Origin of the sequence: Methylophilus luteus, assembly GCF_042676265.1 — a bacterium.
Taxonomy (GTDB): domain Bacteria; phylum Pseudomonadota; class Gammaproteobacteria; order Burkholderiales; family Methylophilaceae; genus Methylophilus; species Methylophilus luteus.
In genome coordinates this window covers 521207-544385 of sequence record NZ_JBHTKB010000001.1, presented here as the reverse complement: position 1 = coordinate 544385, position 23179 = coordinate 521207, and the positions used below count along the sequence as shown (strand labels likewise).

Here is a 23179-nt window from a genome sequence, read left to right as displayed (position 1 = left end):
TAAGGAAATTTATGAGCAAGACCCTATTTGGTTTGCCTGAACAAGTCAGATTTTGTAAAAAATGTGTCATCTCCAACCAGCGACCTAGTTCCACTGTTGAATTCAAGCATGAACGCAATGAAAAAAAATCTACCATTGGATTTAATGAAGATGGTATCTGCGATGCTTGCCTCTACAATGAGGTTAAAAATGAAAATATTGATTGGCAAGAGCGTGAAGATCAGCTTGTAGAATTGCTTAATCAGCATAAAAGAACCGACGGTGGTTATGACATCGTTGTACCTGGTAGTGGCGGCAAAGACAGTGCCTATACTTCGCATATCCTGAAATACAAGTATGGGATGAACCCTTTAACTGTGACGTGGGCTCCACATCTCTATACCGACATCGGTTGGAAGAATTTTGAAAACTGGGTACACATGGGTGGCTTGGATAATATTCTCTTCACGCCTAACGGTAAATTACACAGATATCTCACTAGACAGGCATTCCTGAACCTGCTTCACCCCTTTCAACCATTTATCGTAGGCCAAAGAATCATTGGTCCTTTAATGGCAGCAAAGTTTGGTATAAAACTGGTTATGTATGGTGAGAATCAGGCCGAATACGGGAACAATCCCAAGGAAAATTACAAGCCCACCATGGACAACAAGTTCTTTTCTTCCAGCAATCCAGAGGAAATGATTCTTGGTGGGAAAAAAGTAAAAGAAATATTAGAAGAAACTGAATTCACGCTCAATGACTTCGCTCCATATATCCCGCCGAGTGCCGAATATTTGGATAGTAAAGGTGTAGAAGTTCACTATCTTGGGTATTACTTGAAATGGGACCCTCAAGAATGTTATTACTATGCAACCGAACATACTGGTTTCCAGGCGAACACGGAGAGAACAGAAGGAACTTACTCAAAATACAGCAGCATTGACGATAAGATCGATATGTTTCATTACTATACGACTTTAGCTAAATTTGGGATTGGTCGTGCAACTTATGACGCTGCGCAAGAGATTAGAAATGGCAAAATCACTCGTGAGGAGGGAGTTGCTCTAGTTCAAAAATATGACCACGAATTCCCCAAAAAATACTTTAAAGAGTTTTTAAGCTATCTAAGTATTACTGAGGAAGAGTTTCACCAGACAGTTGATAAATTCAGGTCACCTCATCTGTGGGAACGGCGCGATGGTGCCTGGACTTTAAAACATACTGTGTATTGATTTATGAAAATTCTACATGTAGCAAGTTTTAGTGGAAATATAGGCGATATCGCCAATCATTATGGTTTTAGAGCATGGTTCGAAAAGTTGATCTCAGATGAGATTGAGTGGAATGAATTTGAGATCAGAAACGTTTACCGCAGAACAGAAAGGTTTGACGAACAATTCGTTGCTTTGGCCAACGCTTCGGATCTGGTTATTTTCGGTGGAGGAAATTTTTTCGAGCTTTGGGTAGAAAACTCGCCGACTGGAACTTCTATCTCAATAGAAGATGAGATTTTCAATAAAATAAAAACTCCCGTTTTCTTCAATGCCTTAGGTGTTGATGATGGCATGGGCTACAGCGCTTCTACCATTGATAAATTCAATGCTTTTTTTGAGAAGCTTACTCACGAACCTATGCGCTATCTCGTTAGTGTAAGGAATGACGGCGCATTCTCAACCCTGTCGAAACATGTAAAGAATAAAAACAACTTAGCAAAAGTCGTAAAATTACCAGATGGCGGCTTTTTTACTAAGCTACCTCAGACATCGTCCAAGAATAAGGAAAATGGTTTGACGGTTGGGATCAATCTTGCAGGCGATATGCTTGATGTGCGATTTCCAGGTAAGGAACACCATGATTACAATAGCTTTTTGAACGAGTTCAGCAACCTGCTACGGGATATATCCGAAAAATGGTCAAATACAAAATTCATCCTGTTTCCACATATATTCAGTGACATTAAAGTCTTTTCCGACCTTATGTTCATGTTGCCAGACCATATCCGCAGGAATGATTTAATTTTAGCTACATATGATTCAAATTGCCCATTTGAAGCATCCTCATTCATGGAATATGAAAAATGCGACATATTTTTAGCAAGTAGATTTCATTCTAACGTTGTCGCCTTGGGAAATAACATTCCTACAATAGGTTTAAATAGTTACAAACAGATTCAAGGTTTGTATGATGAAATCAATATGTCAAAATACTTAGTCAATGTTAAAGAACACACATTTTCTAAAAAAATCATGGATTTAATAACCGAAATGACCGAATCCGATCAGCTTGCATCTGAAATTTCAAATGTAAAACTAAACATAGAAAAATCATTAGATCAGGCGATTTCAGAGATTAGTGTTTGGCTACAAACTAATCACATACAAATCCAAAATCCAGATAACTTTAAGTCGTGAACCAAGCAACAATCAAGAATTACAGCAACTTTGATTATTTAAGAGCTATTTCTGCTGTAGTTGTTTTCATCAGCCATCTATTTCAGATTTTTTGGATGCCTGTTGTCGGGAGTGACCATCCATTAAGCCACTTAATGCACCATGCAAGCGTTGTTGCAGTGCTGACTTTCTTCGTACTTAGCGGATATGTCATTGCCATGAGTCTGAATAGGAATCTTGGGATCAATAATGGCAAATTTCACGAAACCGAATATTTCGTAAGCCGTATTATCAGGATTTACCCACCATTTATCTTTTCAATTCTTCTAGTAGTTTTCATATACATTATTGTGAATGTGCTGAAATTACCTGGTACAACAAGTCCTCTTTCTACCGCTATGGATGTATATCAGGCGCGCGAATATTTCACTCTAAATTTTAGGGAAATCCTCACTGCATTCGCCTTGCTGAATGGTTTAGAACAAATGAACGGACCTTTGTGGAGTCTGTACATTGAAGTCAGGATGTATATTTTTGCTGGCCTTCTAGTTTTAATCATTAATTCCGGCCGCGGGTCTTTTAAACAGATTTCAAGTACTCTTTTATTTTTGGTTTTAGCTAGATCCTTTATCCAAAATCCCGTCACTATCCACTATGCATCATGGTGGCTGGTTGGTTCAGCCTTTTTTATTGGCTACGAATCTTCCACACCCCGTGTAAAATTAATTTCCGCTATTTCAATAGCCATTTTATTTGGAACAATAATTTTTTCTACTCAAGAAAAAGTAAGCGACACCATTCTTGCATTCTTTTTTATTTTTACAGTTTTTGCAATAGCAATGAATACACGCTGGCTGCTCGGTAGCTTCATGAAAAAAATCGCGAACTACTCTTATAGCCTTTACATCATCCATTTTCCAATTACGTTATTTGTATATTCTTTGTATTTGTTACTTATTGATAACCATGACATTTACATGCGGTTAATTTTCTCAACAACCTTATTCTTCCTGATTATGCAATTCAGCAGATCAGTCGCAAGCCATCTTGAAGACACAAAAACCTTCAAGAAGGTGTTCTATAGTATTTTCAAGAGAAAAATCCAACCATTATGAAAACAATGTTTTTTTCCTTGAATGCTGCAATTTGGTTACATGCGTTACCAGAAAGTATATTAGCGAAGACCCTAAAGAAAAGAGGCCATGAAATCACTTATGTTTCATGCAATCAGGCGTTTCCAGACTATTGTACAAGCATGAGTGCTTTTGGCTTGGAGCCATCTTCTGATGACTCCTTAAAGCGAAACATTTGTAAACAATGCAATAAAAATGCAGCTCAAATAGCCAAGGTTGCTAGTAATAAACATTTGAACCTATCCTCATATGTAACCAATGAGCATGTGAGTGAAGTAAAAAAACTTGTCTCGCAATTAACTCAGGATAATTATCTTGATTTTGAATACCTGGGCGTTCCCGTTGGCAGGATCGCAACATATGAACCCTACCTAAAATTCAAAAAAATGACTACCGTGCTAGATGATGCACAATGGAAAGCTTATCTCCAACATATTGAAAGCTGCCTAATATCCCTGCTGGGCTTTTCAAGAATTTATGCTCAAGAGAATCCCAGTAAAATCTTTATCTACAGCCCCCAATATGGAACAAATGGGGTTTGCGCAGAATACGCAATTCGACACGGCAGTAAAGTTTATTTTATTGAAGGTAGTTCTAGCAACTCGGAACGCTACAGTGCTCTGCGAGTTTGGAGTTGGGGTAAACATAAACTAGTTAACCCGGCACTTGCACACTGGGATCAAGTTAAGCAGTTTGTTACAAAACAAGATATCAACAGAATTCATGGTCATTTATCTGAACTGTATAAGGCCAGTTCTTTTGCAGTATTTTCAAATGCAAAAAAAGGAAATTTAGATCTTAGGGACCACTACAAGATCCCCAAGGACTCTAAAATCATACTGGCGAGTTTAAGTAGTTATGATGAAGCTTATTCAGCCTTTGTCATTGGTGCTTTTCCAGAAAAAAAAGTGAATAGTTCTGTGTTTAGGGACCAGTTCATATGGATTCAAAATACGATTGAATATATCTCAAAACATGAAAATCTATTTTTGATCATCCGCGTTCACCCAAGAGACTATCCAAATAAGCGAGAGTTGATACAGTCGGAACAATCAAAGAAATGGGAGTCTATACTCTCGAATCTACCATCCAATGTCGCTGCCAACATGCCAAATGAAGGCCTATCAATCTATGACATCCTGGATCAAGTCAACCTTGTAATCACCGGTTGGTCGGCAACAGGAGTCGAAGCATTGTTGCATGGTGTGCCTGTAGTGACCTATGACTTTAATCTGCCATCGTATCCGGCGGATATTCATTTCACTGGAGATAATTTGCAAAGCTATTTTGCAAATATTGAAAATGCGCTTAATGATGAAAATAAAATTCAACGGGTGCTGCATGCATTTAGATGGTTAGCTGTGAGTTTTTCTATGGGGACTGTGCAGCTAGCCCAAATGACAGAGGTAGGAAAAAACTGGCAGCCTTCCTTAATTAATAAGATTTCGAAACGCCTGCTAAACAAAATATTTAGGCGTTTATGGATGAAAATGGACTTGAGTAAAGGATTCAAGAATGCTGAAGAAGAAAAACGCTTTTTAAAACTCTTTGAAACTGATGCGGATTCACTTTATGACTCAGGGTTGATCGGAAACGCACCACTGACAGATGATCTGTTACTAGCCGACTTAACAATTGATCCAGATTTCAGGCAAATAAAATGATTGCTAGTTTTAAAAAACGTTTACCGATTCCGGCGTACATCATTGACGCTCTTCAACAGGTTGTTTTCACTCGCTTAGTGCTCATGAGTGTGTTCCTGGCTATATCAGACCTGGCTGGCATATTGCTTATCTTTCCATTTGTATCGCTGGCAATGAATCCAGACTATATTCAAAGCCATCAATTTCTGACATTTTTTTTTACAGATTTAACTCACGGTGAATTGATCATATATTCAGGCATTTCATTAATCGTAGCTTATTTAGTTAAAGCTCGACTCCACCAAAAGGTGCTTAGAAGTCAAAATGAAATTATTGCAGGATTTACAAAGGACTTAACTGATGATTTCCTGCATAAAACGATTAATGCCAAATATGAGTTTTTTAGCAAACTTTCAACTTCCAGACTGGCTGGAATAGCATTCTCCAATACTATTCATGCATCCATTACCCTGCAGATGATGCTTAGCATTTTGACAGAGTTATTTTTCTTATTACTTCTGCTGATAACTTTTATTGTGTCTATGCCATTTGTGGCATTAGGCATCATTTTCATTTCACTTCTATATTTTGTTTTTCTATACAAACCGATTAGTAAAAAAGTTACTTATTTAGGCGTGTTACAGAATAACATCGAAAACCTCAGGCACAGGGTGCTACACTCTTTGGCCGCATCGATTCGTGACATAAAAATTATGAGCCTTGGCCCGACGATAGAGTCATACAGTCGTGACATTTCAAGCAAATTCGCTGAATCAAACTGGATGTTTGCAACGACTCAAGGATTAACAAGAATTTATCTTGAAACATTAATGTTAATCGGGATTGTGATATCAATCATATTATTTCTTTCTCATGGTTCTGATATACAGAAAGCCACCCCGCTAATCGCATTAGCCACATTGGCTGCGTTAAAGGCATTACCCTCCCTAGCTAAACTTATATCATCAATTAACGCTTATAAATACTCATGCCGTTTCGTTCAGCACCTACTTGATACATCGATACAACTAGATAGTAATCAACAATTAAAACGAGATGATTCTTTGAGTTTTGATCAGCAACTCTGCATTGACAATCTATACTTTAGCTATGGTGACAAACCAACGCTGAAAAGCATTTCCATGACGATCCAGAAAGGCTCGTCAGTAGGCATCGTAGGCCCGTCAGGCTCCGGAAAATCAACGCTGCTTGATATCATCACTGGTCTCTTGGAAACTAAACAAGGCGTTTTTTCTCTCGATAACCAGGTGATTGAGCCTTTTAGCAGTAAATCATTTTCCTCAATCCTAGGTTATGTTCCACAATCCATCACATTGTTTGATGAAAGTATTTCTTACAACATCACATTTGAAGCTCATCCAGATAAAACCCGTTTAAAACAGGCAATCGAGATATCAAAGTTGGATCACTTTATTGAGTCCTTACAAGATAAAGAGGCGACTAAAATCGGTGAAGGCGGAATTAATTTGTCTGGCGGGCAAAAGCAACGGCTGGCAATTGCCAGAGCAATTTACAAAGCGCCTAAAATTCTGGTTTTTGATGAGCCGACCAGTGCATTAGATTCCATTACCGAAAAAGCTTTTATCGCTGACATTGCAAAGCTTCATGGGGTGGTAACGACTATCATTGTGTCTCACAAGCTGTCTAACGTCACTGATTGTGACAATATTTACGTAATGGATAAAGGCACAATCATAGATTCTGGGGTGCATGAGTCATTGCTAGTATCATGCAACCTTTATAAGACGATGTACCATACACAATTAACAAGTTAAAACTCTCGATAGTTTCAGCACTGCTAAGATGACCGATTGTTCAATTCCAAGTTCATACATTTAAAATTGATGCGAATACTCCATAAACTTATAAAGTTCCTACCTGACTCAATAAAATACCTTAATAACTCTTATGGTCAGGAAGGTGAAGATATCTTATTACAGAGGTTGTTTTCCGGATTAAAAGAAGGCTTTTATGTAGATATTGGAGCTCACCACCCTATCCGCTTTTCCAATACATTTTCTTTCTACAAGAAAGGCTGGTCAGGTATCAACATAGAACCCAATCCAGAAATGTATGTATCTTTTCAAAAAAACCGCTCAAGAGATATAAATTTAAATTGCGGTGTAAATAACTTTAGTGAAACCCTGGACTATTACATGTTTAATGAGCCTGCATTAAACACTTTTGACAAGGAACTCGTGGATGATCGCCTTGCGAAAACAGATTTTTTTGTCAAAAAAACGATACAGATCAAAGTTTATCCTTTAAGTGAATTGCTTGAAAAGTTCGTACCTGAAGATAAGAAAATAGACTTCATGTCAGTTGATGTTGAGGGATTAGACCTAAATGTTTTAATGTCGAATGACTGGAATAGATTCAGACCTAAATACCTGCTTACAGAACAGCTGGGGCTGGAGAGCATAGAAAACTTGAACTTCCCGATTCATCATTACATGAAGTCTGTCGATTATCAGGCAAAATTCCGGACATACAATACTATAGTTTATGAAGACTCTAGGAGTGCTTAATTGGAATACGCGCCTATCGCTCTATTTGTATACAACAGACTACTTCATACTCAAAATACAATACAAGCACTAAAAGCAAATCATCTATCCTCTGAAACTGACCTTATTATTTTCTCTGATGGGCCCCGATCTTCAGAACAGAGTAAAAAAGTAGACAGCGTAAGAAGCTTTATAAAGTCTATCGATGGTTTCAAGTCGATCAGGATTATCGAGCGGGATTGCAATTATGGTCTAGCGAACTCCATCATTGATGGAGTAACGAAGGTATGTAATGAGTTTGGGAAAGCGATTGTTCTGGAAGACGACATTGCCACTTCCACCTATTTTTTAACATATATGAACGATGCGCTTAATCATTATAAGAATAACGAAAAGGTAGCCAGTATTCATGGTTATATATATCCGACTCAAGGTTTACCTGAAACGTTTTTCTTGAGAGGCGCTGATTGCTGGGGTTGGGCCACCTGGAAAGAAAAGTGGGGCTTATTCAACTCCGACGGAGTTCAGCTCTTAGACGGCCTTAAAAGGCAGAAACTTTTAAAACGCTTTAACTTCAATGATACCTACCCGTATTCTCAAATGTTAAAAGATCAAATAGATGGAAAAAATGATTCCTGGGCTATCCGTTGGCATGCTAGCGCTTTCTTGAACAACCTGTATACCCTATATCCAGGTAAATCCCTTGTTGAAAATATTGGTAATGATGGTAGTGGTACGCATTGCAGCAATACTGAAATTTTCACATCGAACTTATCTGATTCCAAGATTAGTCATTTCCCCGAGACAGTTGAGGATGATTTGCTAGCAGTGAAGTTGATTGAAAAATATTTTAAAGCGCAACAAAACAAGTCAATGAATATTTTACGTAGAATAAAAAGAAAGCTGGGACTTTGACTCTAAGAAAAATATTGAAACCATTCTGCCCTCCAATTCTGCTTAAGGTATTTGCATTTTTTCGAGGGAACAGAATTCGATTTATTGGTGATTATGCCCACTGGAGCGATGCTCAGAATCAAGCCATAGGGTATGACAGCGACAATATCTTCGAGAAGGTTAAAGAGTCCACGCAAAAAGTAATTTCTGGACAAGCGGCTTATGAAAGAGATTCTGTTTGTTTTTATGAGCCAGCATATCGCTGGCCTTTATTAGCCTGCTTATTATTTATTGCAAATAAACAAAATAACAAACTTAACATTATTGATTTTGGGGGTGCATTAGGCAGCCTGTATTATCAGCATAGGGATTTCCTGAGTACGATTCAAGAAGTAAACTGGTCTATTGTTGAGCAGTCTCACTATGTAGAATACGGAAAAAAACAATTACAGAATAAACATTTAACATTCCACTCGACCTTAGCCGAAGGCGTCAGGGGTGACAAAGGAGATGCAATCCTTTTATCCAGTGTGCTTCCATACATTGAAAATCCGCGGCAATTATTAAGTGAAATTGCCAAGTTTGAATTTCAATATATTTTGATTGATAGAACCCCCTTTATTCAATCAGAAAAAGATAGATTAACTGTACAGAGCGTTCCAGAATCCATTTATAAAGCTAGTTATCCTGCTTGGTTCTTTTCAGAAAGTCAGTTTGATAAACTCATGCAAGAGTTAGGATACAAATGCATCTATGAGTTTAGTTGTGATGATGATTTTGAACTAGGAGAAGTTAAAGGTTTCTTGTTCGAAAGAATCTCCTGATAACCTTTAACCCCAAATCCTCTCTGTTTTCTTCGGTTACCATTGCACCTGATGGACATTTGCAATGGAGAATTAGCTAAGTAAATCCAGAGCATTTAACCCAGCTGAAAGAATTTATACATGGAGCATTACGTCACCCTTTTTGACAGCGGGTTTCTGCCCTCTGGCTTATGTTTACACAGCTCTCTCTTGCAGCATTCATCCAGTTTCACTTTATGGATAGTATGCATGGATAAAAAGGTAGAGCAGCAGCTTGCTGAGCTGAACCTATCACAGGTCAAACTGATTCCTTTAGAAGTGGCTGAGAATGATCGCCTGCTTTCCGTTAAAAAAGACAGAAGCAAAGGTGAATACTGCTGGACCATGACCCCATTCACACCAGAAATAGTCTTCAAGCTGGCACCTGAAGCTAAACGCGTGACTTATCTGGATGCTGACCTGTTTTTTTATGACAATCCAGCCTGTTTTTTTGAAGAGTTTGAGAAAAGCCATAAAGGTGTATTGATCACGGAGCATGGATTTGCCCCGGAATATGCGCACTGGGAGGAAGCCAGTGGCAGGTTTTGCGTACAGTTTCTCACCTTCAACAACACCCCCGAGGCATTTAAGGTGATGCACTGGTGGCAAGATGCATGCATAGACTGGTGTTATGCGCGCATAGAGAAAGATCGTTTTGGTGATCAAAAGTACCTGAACCAGTGGCCAGGACTATTCGGAGAGCATGTGCATATCCTTGGGCAAGTGCATAGAACTTTGGCACCATGGAATGTCAGCTTTTATATGGCTAATCAACCTCAAGCGCCTGTGTTTTATCATTTCCACTCATTACGGCTGGCTGGTAAAAGAATTGTCAGGCTTTATGAAGGCTATCAGATCAGCAAACCAGGTATGCTTTTATATCAGGCTTATATCAGCACACTACAAGAAAAACTAAAGCTGCTGAATATGCAACAAATGGATATCCCTTCTTTCCCTGAAAAAATCTCTCTCTTCATGTTGTTAAGAAGATGCCGCGATTTACTTAAAAAAACAGTAAAATACAGTGTTTTAAAATACTAAGACCTTTAAGGCAAATAATATGGCTAAGGTTGTTATCGTACAGCCCTGGTTTACAGCAGTTGGTCACCCCGCTCAATCTATTTTAAATACAGCTAAAGCCTTGTGTGGTTCTACAAGCATTAGCTATTTAGTTTCTGCGCAAGATGGCACCTCTGAAGAACCATTGAATAAGTTGCGTGAACTGGCAAAGGTAGAAAGCTTTAAGGTGGCTACTCCTTCCCTACGTGAGGGGACGCTGAAAGCATTGGTTAAGCTTTTAAAACTGAACAGACAGAAAAGACACTTTCAGCATGTGTTTTTTTTTGATGCGCATCTGGTATTACTCTCCCTTGTTTGGCCTTTTTTTCATGCTGTTTTAAAACCTCAAAGGCTAAGCCTTATCTACCTTATGGGCCCAGAACGTATATTGCGCTCACGGATAGTTACAGGGTTTGTGACTCGTTTTCTGCAGCGTAAAGAAGTATCGCTCTATCTGCGTACTGAAGAGCTTATGGCTGCCTGGCAAAAGGCATTTACCCGCGTAGCACCCGATGGCATACGTTATCTGTCATCGCTGGAATTGCCTGGTCCGTTGCTGCCTATCACGCCACCCACTACTTGTGACCAGATCAAGTTCGGCGTCCTTGGCCAGATCCGTCGGGGTAAAGGACTGGAATGGCTAGTGCCCATGTTTACACGCAGGCCTGAACTAGGCGAGCTTTTAGTCGCAGGCGCATTTAACAATGCCAGCGAGGCTGAAGCTATGGCTTTTTTACAGGACTTCAGTGGCTTCCGTAATGAGTATCTGGCGGATGATACAATGCTGGCAATTGCACAACAACAACACTACTTGCTCATGCTTTACGATCACTGGGATGCCCGGATGGAAAGTGCAGTGCTTTACCTGGCGGCACGTGCGGGTAGGCCCGTGATTGCCTTCGGAAACGGCTGGTGTGGCAGGCAGATAAATGAATATGGTAACGGATTAATTGCCCCCGCAAATCACGCCGATATAGAATCGCTGCTTCAGTCCCTGCCTTCGCCGGCTAGCGCAGAATATTCAAAACTGCTGTTGGGAGTAGAGAAATTCAGGCAGGCGCATTCGAGTGAGAAACTGCGTGGGCATTACCTTAATGAGTTGGTAAATTAAATGTTCTTAGATAATCTCTTACCTGGCTACATGGGTATGTTAGCTGCCCCCTCCAAGCTGCTGAAGCGTTTTTGCCATAGGGAAATGGTGTCATTCGGGTTGCTGGCTAATTTGCATGTGATGAAACGCAGGCAATTAATCTCTGGCATTGATTCAATTTGGGATATCGGGGCCAATCAGGGTCAATTTGCCTTTATGGCCCATTGTGTCTGGCCGCAACTACCTATTTACAGTTTTGAACCTGACCCAGACAGCTTTGAGCATTTGCAGAAGAATTTTGCCAAATATGCCATTCCTGGCCAGCCGCACAATGTCGCATTAGGGGCAGAACAGGCCAGCCTGGAGCTACGTCGTTATGCCAACCCTGTGAACAACTCATTCTTGAACAGGCAGGAGCAGAACGAAAATGAATCTTATGATAAGGTCATTGTAGACTGTAGCACCTTAGATACCCTTCATACAGGCTTGCCAAAAACAAAGGCTGCCTTTCTAAAACTGGATGTGCAAGGCTTTGAACTTGCCGTGATAAAAGGTTCAGCGGAGTTTCTGCGCCATTGCCGCTATGTGCTCGCAGAAGTGTCTTTTTCTTCGTCTTATACCAACGGTGCGCATGCTGACGAAGTGATGCTGGCTTTGCGAGAACATGGGTTCGAATGCATACAAATGCTGGATCTTCTGCGCGATAAACAGACCGGTCATATCCTTGAAGCAGACATGCTGTTTGTAAATAAGCGTTTGGACAACCCTCAATGAAGATAAGCATTGCAGTGCCCTCTTTCAATTATGCGCGTTTTCTCAGGCAATGCCTGGACAGCTTAGCTACACAATCACATCAAGACATCGAAGTCCTCATTGCAGATGGTGGCTCTAGCGATGGCTCGGTAGAGATCATAGAGGCCTACTGTCAGGCAGACCCTAGATTCAAATTCGTCAGCCGCTCCGATACTGGCCAGGCGGATGCGATCAAACGGGCATTTGCACATGCCAGCGGCGATATTTTTTGCTTTCTTAATGCAGATGACTGTTTCCTGCATAGTGATGTTTTCAGCACAGTGGTGGATGATTTTAAAAAGCATACGCAAGTCAGCGTCCTCACTTATGGCGGCGACTATCTGGATGCCGAAGGCAGCAAAATAAAACGGATCAATTACCGCTACCACCCTATGGATGGCTTTCACTGGATGCGCTATAGAACCGCCATCATCCAGCCAGCAACATTCTGGCTGAAACATGTTTACAAACCTGAAGAGTGGCCATCCAATTACCACTTTGTCTTTGATGTTGTGTTTTTTTATCAAGCCTATCTTAAATATCAATGGCTGGAATCCTCAACGCCGGTGGCGGGCTATCGCTTGCATGGAGAAAACAAGTCTATGTCAGTAAAATCAAAAAGGATATTTGAGCTGGCGGCTTTTGAAGAGCTGAAATTTGGAAACGGTTCTTTCAGGTCACGCTATTTGAAAGCACTCGCCCGACTGATCGCGAAACTTGAGACTATGGATAGTTTAGGTAAAAAACTTACTCATGCGATCTACCTGTTCAATAATAGCCTGTCATTCCTCAGCTTTTACCGTATTCCCGGAATTTAAATCAGATGAAAATTTCAGTGATAACGGTTTGCTATAACAGTGCCGAGACCATTCAGGACACCCTCACCTCCATCGCAAGTCAGGACTATCCAGATGTAGAGCACATCGTGGTGGACGGCGGGTCAAAAGACGACACGGTAGCAATGGTGAAAGCTGCATCCCGTGTGACAAGATTCATCTCCGAACCGGATAATGGAATTTACGATGCCATGAATAAAGGCATTGCAATGGCAACCGGTGATATTGTCGGCACACTCAATGCAGATGATTTTTATATTGATAACACCGTATTAAGCCAGGTAGCGAATGTATTTTCTGACCCATCAGTAGATATTTGTTATGCCGACCTGGTGTATGTCTATGCCAAAAACACCAATAGGATTCTCCGTTACTGGCAATCACGGCCGTTTGAGCAAGGACTATTTAAAAAAGGATGGATGCCAGCGCACCCCACTTTCTTTGTGCGGCGAGAAGTGTATGAGCAATGGGGTAATTTCAACCTGGACTTCCCTCGTCAGGCAGACTTTGAATTGACCATGCGTTTTTTGGAGGTCAATCAATTAAAATCAGTCTATATCCCGAGAATCTGGGTAAGAATGCGCGCTGGTGGAGCATCCAACAATAGTATCAGGGGAATTATCAAAGGCAATATAGAAGCCTATCGTGCATGCAAACTGCACCGTCTTGAAGTAGGCCCTTTTTTTATAGCCAGAAAAATCCTTTCGCGCATCCCACAGTTTTTTCGTAGAGCGGTTTTCAGATAATGCAACTGCTGATCACAGGTGCCAGTGGTTTTGTCGGACAAACATTAGCTAAGCATTTATCCGCTAATGGCAGTGTTTTCAAGGCCATACAACGCGAAGCACTTGATCCGGAATCATATCCGGGTACATATGAATGTATCATTCATTTAGCGGGACGTGCCCATGTGATGCACGAGACGGCAGCGGATATTTATCATGCATATGCCGAGGTCAATATTGACTACACGCTCAAAGTCGCTGAGTTGGCAAGCCGCCTCAAGATAAAGCGTTTTGTATTTATCAGTTCTGTAAAAGTCAACGGCGAGTCATCTGCCCGGCCTTACACCGAAACAGATTTACCAGCACCTTTAGACGAGTACGGCCAGACCAAGCTAGAAGCAGAAATCAAGCTGAAAGAATTTTGTGCAGCACACCAGATGGAGCTAGTGATCATTCGTCCTCCGCTGATTTACGGCCCTGGGGTTAAAGCTAACTTCAGGCAATTGATCCAACTGTGTTTATTGCCTATTCCTATGCCTTTTGCCGCTGTGGACAACAAAAGAAGTTTTATCAGCGTGGATAACCTTGCCGATTTTATTGTTTTATCGAGTTGGCATCCCCACGCTGCGGGCCAGACTTTTCTGATCTCAGATGGCGAAGATGTCTCTACCGCGACATTGATTAAAACCATACGGCAGGTCAGCAAAAAACATTCACTGCTTATCCCTTTGCCTGTTGGAATGCTGACGCTGCTATTCAAATTGATCGGTAAATCCAGCCTGGCGTTGCGATTAATGGGTTCGCTGCAGGTGGATATCACTAAAGCGAAAACATTATTAGGGTGGCAACCAAAAATCAGCTTTCATGAAGGTATTGTACGGACATTAAAAGAATAACCATGTTGAAAAGACTACTAGATATATTTCTGACACTGTGCGGAATAGTCGTGTTACTGCCGTTAATTACCATCACTTATCTGTTGGTGAAACTGAGCTCTGCCGGGCCAGCTTTGTACTGGAGCCAGCGTGTAGGTAGGGAAAACCAGCTGTTCCTGATGCCGAAATTCCGTTCCATGCGCATAGGCACGCCACAGATCGCCACCCACCTGATGAATCAGCAGGCTGACCCGGATGCATATTTGACTCCAGTCGGTAGCTTTATCCGCAAGACCAGCCTGGATGAACTGCCGCAGTTATGGAGTGTGCTGAAAGGTGATATGTCCATAGTCGGGCCCCGCCCGGCCCTGTTTAATCAGGATGACCTGATCAGCCTGCGCACTGAGAACAATGTACATACCCTGAAACCGGGTATTACCGGTTGGGCACAGATAAATGGCAGGGACGAGATCCCTATCCCGGCCAAAGTGACACTGGATGCTTATTATCTTGCGCATCAGTCACTGTGGCTGGATTTTAAAATCATCCTGCTGACCATACTCAAAGTGTTAAGACGTGATAACATCACGCATTGATCGACCTTAACAAACGTTTAAATGCTCAAACTGCCTGCTCGCTTTTTATCTGTACTCGCCTATCTGCATGATGGTCTGGCACTGGCATTGGCCTGGTGGGTGGCATTTCTATTGCGCTTTAACTTTGCTGTGCCTCCGGTGTACATAGGTTTTTTTCTAGCAAGCCTGCCAGCCATCTTTATTGCTTACAGCATCTGTTTTAAAACGTTTGGTCTCTACCGCGGCCTTTGGCGCTTTGCCAGCCTGCCGGATCTGAAGCGTATCGTACGTGCGATCGCCTTTGGTGCGCTGCTCACCGCCAGCTTTGCTTTGATCGCGCACCCTGCTGTCATCATTCCACGATCAGTGTTGTTCATACACCCGATGTTGCTGGTGATCATGATGGGCGGTAGTCGTTTTCTTTATCGCTCGTGGAAAGAAAGACGTTTATTTAACAACGTTGCTGCGCAAGGCAAGCCTGTCATCGTGATTGGGGTGGAAGACAGCTCGCTTAACTTGATCAAGGAGTTAAGCAAGAGCCCGGAATGGCGGGTGGTGGCGATGATAGACCCGAATGGCAAGCTGGTGGGGCGTGAGATCATGCACACCAAGGTTGAAGGCAACCTGCAGGACATTCCGCAGATCGCCGCGCGGCATGCTTCCCTGCATTGCATGATCGCCATGCCGGGCAGCCGCCATGAGGTACGCCGGCTGGCGGTTGAAGCGGCGCGCCAGGTGGAGGGCATGGAAGTCCTGACCTTGCCGGCCATGTCAGACCTGATCAGCGGCCGTGTCAGTTTGTCGCAGATCCGCAAGATCGATGTCGAAGACCTGCTGGGGCGCGATGTGGTGCAACTGGATACACATGGCCTGAGCAGCATGCTGGCGAACAAAGTGGTGCTGGTATCCGGTGCTGCCGGTTCCATAGGCTCAGAGTTGTGTCGCCAGATTTTAAGTTTTCATCCTTCTCAGCTGATCTGCCTGGATATTTCCGAGTACTCGCTGTATACGCTGCAACAGGAATTCAGCCAATTGTGCACGGATACCGAGCTGGTATACGTGGTTGCCGATGTGAAGAACCGTGTGCGTATCCAGCGTGTGTTGCAGAACCATCAGCCAGACGTGGTACTGCATGCCGGGGCCTATAAACACGTGCCCATGATGGAACATTTTAATGTGGTGGAAGCGTTACAGAATAATGCTTATGGCACTTATCAGATCGCTGCCGCCTGCCAGGCAGCGCGGGTACCTACCTTTGTGCTGGTTTCTACCGACAAAGCCGTCAACCCGACCAATGTCATGGGCGCCAGCAAACGCCTGGCCGAGCTGATCTGCCAGGGATTGCAGCACAGGGAAAAATCCATCACCCGCTTTATTACGGTGCGCTTTGGCAATGTGCTGGGCAGTAGCGGCAGCGTCATCCCCAAATTCCGCGAGCAGATCGCGCATGGCGGCCCCATCACCATCACCCACCCTGAGATCACGCGTTACTTCATGTCCATCCCCGAGGCGGCACAGCTGGTATTGCAAGCCGCGACTATGGGCAAAGGCGGCGAAGTATTCGTGCTGGACATGGGCACGCCGGTCAAAATCATAGATCTGGCCCGCGACATGATCAAGTTATCAGGGTTGCAGGAACAGGACATCAGAATAGAATTCACCGGCCTGCGTCCCGGCGAAAAGCTTTATGAAGAGCTACTGGCAGACGATGAAAATACACTGCCGACCAGCCATGAAAAGCTGCGCATCGCACAGGCGCGTAGCGCTGACAGTACCTGGTTAGCCAATCTGATGGAATGGTTGATCAATAGCCCGCACCAGACCGAAGCGCAACTCAAGCAAGATCTGCAACGCTGGGTTGAAGAATACCAGCCTGATACCCGCCCGGCACCCAGCATTTCATTGCGTGGCGATAGCTTGTCGCTGGACAGCCTGCCCTCGCCTTCGCAGCAGATACACTGATTTCGTTTAATCACTGAAACCGCCCTGCCCGGCTTTGCGGCGGCACCCTGCTTAGCGCAGACCAACGCTCAACGGCTTGCAAGCACCCAGAGCACAGGGCACACCAGTTGGAAACATGACTCGTGCCTTTCGCTGTTGCGCTATCGATTGCATGATCAGCACACTAGCCATCCATAAGCAGTCATGTATAGACCTTGTCATATTCTTTTATTTACGCATTAAACGTAGTCTATGGTTTGATGTCGTTTACAATGTAGCCCCCGATCAACAACCACCGCGCCAACAGCCTTTATGCCTCATATCACGCTTGATAATGCTAGCCTAGCATTCGGTCATCATGCCTTGCTTGCCCAGGCTTCATTTCAGTTAGACCCGGGCGAACGGGTCGGCTTGATCGGGCGCAATGGCGCTGGTAAATCCAGCTTGCTGAAAGCCATCGCCGGCACCATCAAACTCGATGAGGGCACCGTGTGGCGGGCACCTAGCGTGCGCGTGGTCTATGTGCCACAAGAGCCTGAGCTGGATGATACGCACACCGTATTTGAAGCGGTGGCAGAAGGCCTGGGCAGCCTGCAGCAAACCATCATAGACTACCATCAGGTCACCCATGAGATGGGCATGCCGGATGCGAATATCGAAGTGCTGATGGAACAGATGCAGGCACTGCAGCATGAAATGGATGCGCAGAATGGCTGGGTGGCGCAATCACGCGTGGAAACCGTGCTCAGCCGCCTCAAGCTGGATGCAGATGTCCTCGTCTCCACACTCTCCGGTGGCTGGCGCAAGCGCGTAGCGCTGGGGCGTGCGCTGGTTGCAGAGCCGGAAGTATTACTACTGGATGAGCCGACCAACCACCTGGACCTGGAAGCCATAGAGTGGCTGGAAGATCTGTTACTCGGGTTTAATGGCAGCGTGTTGTTCATTACCCATGACCGCCGCTTTCTGGACAAGCTGGCCACACGCATCACCGAACTGGACCGCGGCAATCTGACCGACTTTGTCGGTAACTTTTCTCAATATCAGGTTAAAAAAGAAGAGCTGCTCGCCGTTGAAGAGACCCATGCCGCCAAATTCGATAAATTTCTGGCCCAGGAAGAAGTCTGGATACGCCAGGGCATCAAGGCCCGCCGTACCCGTAATGAGGGGCGCGTGAGAAGGCTGGAGGCGTTACGCCTGGACCGTGCCGCCAGGCGCGAGCGTCAGGGCGATGTCAAGCTCAACCTGGATGCTGGCGAACGTAGTGGCAAGCTGGTGGCAGAACTGGATAAAGTCTATAAGTCATATGGCGACAAGGCATTGATCAAAGGTTTCAGCACCCGTATCTTGCGTGGCGACAAGATAGGCCTGCTGGGGCCCAACGGCATAGGCAAATCCACCTTGCTCAAGCTTATCCTGGGCGATATCGAAGCAGACAGCGGCGATATCCAGCGCGGCACCAAAGTCAATGTCGCTTACTTTGACCAGATGCGTGAGCAGCTAGATGAAGAGGCTACGCTGGCCGACACCATCAGCCCGGGTTCAGATTTTGTCGAGATCGGAAATGAACGCAAACATGTGATCAGCTATCTGGAAGACTTCCTTTTCCCGCCGCAACGCTCACGCTCACCGGTCAAATCGCTCTCTGGTGGCGAACGCAACCGCTTGCTGCTGGCGCGCCTGTTTGCCCGCCCGGCCAACGTGCTGGTGCTCGATGAACCGACCAATGACCTGGATATTGATACGCTGGAGTTACTGGAAAACCTGCTACAGGATTACACTGGCACCCTGTTCCTGGTCAGCCATGACCGCGCGTTTCTTGAAAACACCGTCACCCAGGTGATCGCGTTTGAAGGGCAAGGCAAATTAACCGAATTCGGTGGTGGCTACGATGACTGGCTGAGATTCAGCCAGGACAAAAGCAGCAAAGCCGCAGCCACGCCCAAGGCAGCTGCCGCGCCAGCATCACAACCAGCATCACAGCCTGCTGCAAGCGCCGCGCGCAAAACGCTGAGCTATAAGGAGCAGCGTGAACTGGAGTCGTTACCGGCTGAGATAGAACTGCTGGAACAGGAACAAGCGTCTATCCAGACACAATTGGCGCAAGGCGATATTTACAAACAGGCACCAGCCCAGGCAAAGACCTTGCAGGACAGACTCAGCGAAATTGAAACATTGATCTTGCAGAAACTGGAACGCTGGGAAGCACTGGAAAAGCAGCAATAAGCCAGCAACAACATGGAATATTTGTAGCCCAGCTTATTTAGCGAGCCACATGAAAAAAGCCGAATCAGATAGATTCGGCTTTTTTATTAAATAGATAAGTAGCTGCGCAGAGCGGCTTAGACAGAAAAACTGGCGCGTGAGCTATTGCCACCGCGTGACTGGCCATTTTTGCCATACATTTGTGTGCTGTTGCTGGTATTACCCTGCAATACATCCAGTTTTTCCTGGTTGCGCTGAAAATGCTTGTTGATCAGCACGCCGTTCAGGCGGTTAAGCTCTTTGGCTTGTGCCAATTGTTTCTGAAATTTGATCCAAGCATCATCCATGACAGGGCTGGAACGTAGCTCCAGCCATTTGGACATACCGTTTTCATTCGCCTCAAAGCCTGCAGCTGCCAGCGCGGCATAGCGCACATTTGCGGCCTCACCCAAGGCTTGCAGCAGCTCTACCCGCTTGTCTACCATCTGTTCTATGGTATCCAGGTCAGCAGAGACCAGTGCCGTCTGCTCGTTATGCAAATCCTGTATCAACTCGGCCACCAGCGTGGCATCGGCTTCAAAACTAATGGCCGGAACTGAACTGCGATTTGCATTACTCATAAGGTCATCCTTTATTCGGTTGTATCAAATCTTTGACGGTTTGCAGCAAACCATCCGCCACTTTGGCAGTGTCTACAGAAAAATCACCACGTGCGATGGCCGCTTTGATCTCTTCCACCTTATTGGTGTCAAAGACTTCACCGTTAGCCAGACCGGCTTCCAGTGATTGCAACTGTACCGAAGCCGCTGACAAAGTCACATTATCTGACGATGCGCTGCCCGCTGTGCCCGTTGTTTTTTCACTGCTTTTGCTGTTGCTGCTTTTATCCAGTACCGGTTTATCCACGGTACCAAGTTTCTTAATGGAGTCTGAAATATTCATGCCGAACCTCTGTCTCTGTTTGTCTGGATGTAAGGGTGTCTAAACCCTCAATTGTTAACAGTACTAACGACATAGTTTAAGCGAACTTTAGTGCTTAATATACTTTTTATCTCAAGTTTATGATCACTAAGCATTTTTTGGCTCTCAAACGATCTAAAAACGCACATCGACTTTTCCGGAAGCCTGCGCCACACCTTTGATCACCTGGCCACTGCTGACTTTCACATCTACCACCTGGCCGACATTGGCTGTTTGCATGGCGGTGCCATCTGCCGAGATGACGAATCCTTCACCACGGCTGTTTAACTGCACCATCTGCCCCTGCATGATCACCGGCATCGCTTTCAGCAGCTCAGGTCTTAATACAGTGCCCAATGGCATATTCAATGAAGCTTTTTTACCTTCCAGCATAGACAGGTCGGTAATGATCCCTGACGGTAGTTTGGTCAGGTCACCGGTCTGCATCACCACATCTGAAGCCTGCACGGGTGAACCCTGGCTGACCGGTAAGCCGGTGACGGCGAATTCGCCCCATACCTGCACATCAGCCTGCACATATAAAGTCCATGGCTTGCTGGCAGACTGCAGACAGCGCACACCGATATGGGTCTTGCCCCACAGGCGTGCACCCTGCACGGTAAACGCTTCCATCAACTCACATTCCGCAATGCGGATGCGGTTATCCAGCGGCTGGATCTCAATATTCACTTTACCCGGATAACCCTGGGTCTGGCCTTGCACATACTGCATCACCGTCTGGTAGACACGCGACTGCATATCGCTGGCAGCCGTAGCCACCACGCGCTGGTTAGTCGCAACTGCATTGTTGGGCAGACGCTCAGCAGCCTGGGCATCACTGACAAACAGCCAGATCAGGCCAGGGACCACTGCAGCAAGAATGTTAGGCAGACGAGGTTTCATGGAGACACATTCTACGCATCACGGGCGTAAGTCATTCATGAAATAGAGGCTATTTCCCCCTCTTAATCCAACAATCATTATTGTCTTCGCCGCGTACACTTAGCACAGCTAGTAAAAGTCATGTGTGCGTGAAAGCAGGCCCGCTTATCAGGGTTAACGACGGCAGATGGCAAAACTTTAAGAGTTTTTTTCGGGAACACCCGGGGAAAGGAAAAGACGATGATCAACAAACTGGATGCTGCGCTGAGTTTTCACCAGACGGCCCTGCGCGTGCGCAATCAGCGTCAGGAACTGCTTGCTTCTAACATCGCCAACGCCGATACACCGCAATACAAGGCACGCGACATAGACTTTAAATCTACCATGCAGGCGGCATTGCAGCAGAGCACAGGCGGCCAGCCTGCGCAGCAGCCGGCCGGCCTGTTACAACAGACCAGCAACGGCCATATGGGTGCGGCTGGCGGCAATGGCAACCTGTCTTCCAGCGACGTGCTGTTCCGCTCTGTGCTGCAGGGCTCGGTAGATGGCAACACGGTAGATATGGACGTAGAACGTAATGCCTATGTAGATAACGGCATCCGTTATGAAGCCAGCCTGACCATGATGTCTGGCCAGATCAAGAAGATGCTGTCGGCGATCACCGGCCAGTAAGTTAAAGGAGCAAGCATATGTCTTTATTCAATGTATTCAAGATTTCCGGCTCGGCCATGAGTGCGCAATCGCTGCGCCTCAACACCGTAGCCAGCAACCTGGCCAACGCCGATAGCGTGGTCAGCTCGGATGGCAAACCTTATCAGGCCAAGCAAGTGGTGTTTAAAGCGGTGCAGGACGCAGCCAGCAACACCAGCACGGTGCGGGTAGACCGCGTGATCGAAGATACCAAGCCCGGCAAGATGGTCTACGACCCCAAGAACCCTATGGCTAACAGTGATGGTTACCTCACCATGCCTAATGTGAATGTCACCGAAGAAATGGTGAATATGATTTCAGCATCGCGTGCCTACCAGAACAACGTGGAAACCATGAATGCTGCCAAGTCCATGCTGCTCAAAACACTCAATATCGGTCAATAACCTTATATAAGGATTCTTTAACATGACAACCGTCAACACCAACAACCAGGTATCGCAGGACATTCTCGATGCGGTCAACAAAAAAAGCAGCAGCAAGGGTACCACTGTCGATGAAGCGCAAGACCGCTTCATGACACTGCTGGTGACCCAGATGAAGAACCAGGACCCGCTCAACCCTATGGATAACGCGCAGGTGACCAGCCAGATGGCGCAACTGAACACGGTGACCGGCATCAACAAACTGAATGACACCATGAGCAGCCTGATCAGCAGTGTGCAACTCGGCCAGTCTTACCAGGCGACCAGCATGATAGGCCACAGCGTACTGGTTTCCGGCAATAGCCTGAGCCATACCGACAAAGGCGGCTACTTTGGTGTGAACGTGCCTAACGGTGCAGATACGGTATCAGTGAATATTAAAGATGGCGCAGGCCAGGTCGTGCGTACCCTGAGCTTTGGCAAACAGGATGTAGGCGTGAACGCGCTGAGCTGGGATGGCAAGGCCACCGATGGCACTGTTGCACCAAGTGGCGACTACACCTATGAGATCACCGCCAAGATAGGCGACGCTACCACCACCGCCACCGCTCTGAGCCTGGCGCAGGTACAAAGTGTGTCTAACAGCAGCAGCGGCATCAAACTGAACCTGAGTAACAACTCGGCAGTCGCGGTGTCTGACGTCGTCGAAATCTTCTAATCGATATTTTAATTTTTATTTGCAGAATTTAGTCTTTCT

23 protein-coding genes are annotated in these 23179 nt (G+C 45.0%); 20 read left to right on the top strand and 3 right to left on the bottom strand.

The window, feature by feature from the left end; all coding sequences use genetic code 11:
* Nucleotides 1-11: 11 nt before the first annotated feature.
* The 17 genes from ACFQ1Z_RS02370 to ACFQ1Z_RS02290 all read left to right on the top strand — a co-directional run bounded on the left by ACFQ1Z_RS02370 (nucleotide 12) and on the right by ACFQ1Z_RS02290 (nucleotide 19528).
* Nucleotides 12-1214, top strand: coding sequence for an N-acetyl sugar amidotransferase (locus tag ACFQ1Z_RS02370; RefSeq protein WP_379055261.1), 1203 nt, complete (start codon nucleotides 12-14; stop codon nucleotides 1212-1214).
* Nucleotides 1215-1217: 3 nt separating this feature from the next.
* Nucleotides 1218-2393: a polysaccharide pyruvyl transferase family protein gene (locus ACFQ1Z_RS02365; protein ID WP_379055259.1), complete on the top strand. Its 1176-nt coding sequence runs from the start codon at nucleotides 1218-1220 to the stop codon at nucleotides 2391-2393.
* Complete coding sequence (locus tag ACFQ1Z_RS02360; protein ID WP_379055257.1) at nucleotides 2390-3487, top strand: acyltransferase family protein; 1098 nt, start codon at nucleotides 2390-2392, stop codon at nucleotides 3485-3487. The genes ACFQ1Z_RS02365 and ACFQ1Z_RS02360 overlap by 4 nt, the downstream gene beginning before the upstream one ends.
* Nucleotides 3484-5169, top strand: coding sequence for a hypothetical protein (locus ACFQ1Z_RS02355; RefSeq protein ID WP_379055255.1), 1686 nt, complete (start codon nucleotides 3484-3486; stop codon nucleotides 5167-5169). Before ACFQ1Z_RS02360 ends, ACFQ1Z_RS02355 begins: the two co-directional genes overlap by 4 nt.
* Nucleotides 5166-6944 carry an ATP-binding cassette domain-containing protein gene (locus ACFQ1Z_RS02350; protein ID WP_379055253.1) on the top strand — a complete coding sequence of 593 codons (1779 nt, stop codon included), beginning with the start codon at nucleotides 5166-5168 and terminating at the stop codon, nucleotides 6942-6944. Before ACFQ1Z_RS02355 ends, ACFQ1Z_RS02350 begins: the two co-directional genes overlap by 4 nt.
* Before the next feature lie 69 nt (nucleotides 6945-7013).
* A complete protein-coding gene (locus ACFQ1Z_RS02345; protein WP_379055251.1) occupies nucleotides 7014-7697 on the top strand; it encodes an FkbM family methyltransferase in 684 nt (227 codons plus the stop codon).
* Complete coding sequence (locus tag ACFQ1Z_RS02340) at nucleotides 7698-8591, top strand: glycosyltransferase family 2 protein (RefSeq protein ID WP_379055249.1); 894 nt, start codon at nucleotides 7698-7700, stop codon at nucleotides 8589-8591.
* Nucleotides 8592-8605: 14 nt separating this feature from the next.
* Complete coding sequence (locus ACFQ1Z_RS02335) at nucleotides 8606-9394, top strand: methyltransferase, TIGR04325 family (protein WP_379055247.1); 789 nt, start codon at nucleotides 8606-8608, stop codon at nucleotides 9392-9394.
* 228 nt (nucleotides 9395-9622) lie between these two features.
* Entirely contained in the window at nucleotides 9623-10453 is an 831-nt protein-coding gene (locus ACFQ1Z_RS02330; RefSeq protein WP_379055245.1) for a hypothetical protein, read from the top strand.
* A 19-nt stretch (nucleotides 10454-10472) separates the two neighbouring features.
* A complete protein-coding gene (locus ACFQ1Z_RS02325; protein WP_379055243.1) occupies nucleotides 10473-11582 on the top strand; it encodes a hypothetical protein in 1110 nt (369 codons plus the stop codon).
* A complete protein-coding gene (locus ACFQ1Z_RS02320) occupies nucleotides 11583-12335 on the top strand; it encodes an FkbM family methyltransferase (protein WP_379055241.1) in 753 nt (250 codons plus the stop codon). It abuts the gene before it with no gap.
* Nucleotides 12332-13171 (top strand): glycosyltransferase, encoded by an 840-nt coding sequence (locus ACFQ1Z_RS02315; protein WP_379055239.1) that lies wholly within the window; start codon nucleotides 12332-12334, stop codon nucleotides 13169-13171. Before ACFQ1Z_RS02320 ends, ACFQ1Z_RS02315 begins: the two co-directional genes overlap by 4 nt.
* Nucleotides 13172-13176: 5 nt before the next feature.
* Nucleotides 13177-13935 carry a glycosyltransferase family 2 protein gene (locus tag ACFQ1Z_RS02310; RefSeq protein ID WP_379055237.1) on the top strand — a complete coding sequence of 253 codons (759 nt, stop codon included), beginning with the start codon at nucleotides 13177-13179 and terminating at the stop codon, nucleotides 13933-13935.
* Nucleotides 13935-14810, top strand: a complete 876-nt coding sequence (locus ACFQ1Z_RS02305; protein ID WP_379055235.1) for an NAD-dependent epimerase/dehydratase family protein — start codon at nucleotides 13935-13937, stop codon at nucleotides 14808-14810. Before ACFQ1Z_RS02310 ends, ACFQ1Z_RS02305 begins: the two co-directional genes overlap by 1 nt.
* Before the next feature lie 2 nt (nucleotides 14811-14812).
* Nucleotides 14813-15385, top strand: a complete 573-nt coding sequence (locus ACFQ1Z_RS02300) for a sugar transferase (RefSeq protein ID WP_379055233.1) — start codon at nucleotides 14813-14815, stop codon at nucleotides 15383-15385.
* A 21-nt stretch (nucleotides 15386-15406) separates the two neighbouring features.
* Nucleotides 15407-17326 carry a polysaccharide biosynthesis protein gene (locus ACFQ1Z_RS02295; RefSeq protein WP_379055231.1) on the top strand — a complete coding sequence of 640 codons (1920 nt, stop codon included), beginning with the start codon at nucleotides 15407-15409 and terminating at the stop codon, nucleotides 17324-17326.
* 291 nt (nucleotides 17327-17617) lie between these two features.
* Nucleotides 17618-19528 (top strand): ATP-binding cassette domain-containing protein, encoded by a 1911-nt coding sequence (locus tag ACFQ1Z_RS02290; protein ID WP_379055229.1) that lies wholly within the window; start codon nucleotides 17618-17620, stop codon nucleotides 19526-19528.
* Nucleotides 19529-19644: 116 nt separating this feature from the next.
* On the opposite strand, the gene ACFQ1Z_RS02285 is transcribed toward ACFQ1Z_RS02290, so the two are convergent.
* From ACFQ1Z_RS02285 to flgA, 3 genes are all read right to left on the bottom strand, one after another.
* Entirely contained in the window at nucleotides 19645-20127 is a 483-nt protein-coding gene (locus ACFQ1Z_RS02285; protein ID WP_379055227.1) for a flagella synthesis protein FlgN, read from the bottom strand.
* 4 nt (nucleotides 20128-20131) lie between these two features.
* Nucleotides 20132-20449, bottom strand: a complete 318-nt coding sequence (gene flgM, locus ACFQ1Z_RS02280; RefSeq protein WP_379055225.1) for a flagellar biosynthesis anti-sigma factor FlgM — start codon at nucleotides 20447-20449, stop codon at nucleotides 20132-20134.
* A 153-nt stretch (nucleotides 20450-20602) separates the two neighbouring features.
* Nucleotides 20603-21370 carry a flagellar basal body P-ring formation chaperone FlgA gene (gene flgA, locus ACFQ1Z_RS02275; RefSeq protein ID WP_379055223.1) on the bottom strand — a complete coding sequence of 256 codons (768 nt, stop codon included), beginning with the start codon at nucleotides 21368-21370 and terminating at the stop codon, nucleotides 20603-20605.
* A 219-nt stretch (nucleotides 21371-21589) separates the two neighbouring features.
* Here flgA and flgB point away from each other — a divergent pair, with 219 nt between their 5' ends.
* From flgB to ACFQ1Z_RS02260, 3 genes are read left to right on the top strand one after another with little or no spacing between them, the layout of a single operon-like run.
* Nucleotides 21590-22021, top strand: a complete 432-nt coding sequence (gene flgB / locus ACFQ1Z_RS02270; protein ID WP_379055221.1) for a flagellar basal body rod protein FlgB — start codon at nucleotides 21590-21592, stop codon at nucleotides 22019-22021.
* A 17-nt stretch (nucleotides 22022-22038) separates the two neighbouring features.
* The gene (flgC, locus tag ACFQ1Z_RS02265) at nucleotides 22039-22443 is read left to right on the top strand and encodes a flagellar basal body rod protein FlgC (RefSeq protein ID WP_379055220.1); all 405 of its coding nucleotides are present in this window, start codon (nucleotides 22039-22041) and stop codon (nucleotides 22441-22443) included.
* A gap of 22 nt (nucleotides 22444-22465) precedes the next feature.
* Nucleotides 22466-23140, top strand: a complete 675-nt coding sequence (locus ACFQ1Z_RS02260) for a flagellar hook assembly protein FlgD (RefSeq protein WP_379055218.1) — start codon at nucleotides 22466-22468, stop codon at nucleotides 23138-23140.
* The last annotated feature ends 39 nt before the right edge of the window (nucleotides 23141-23179 follow it).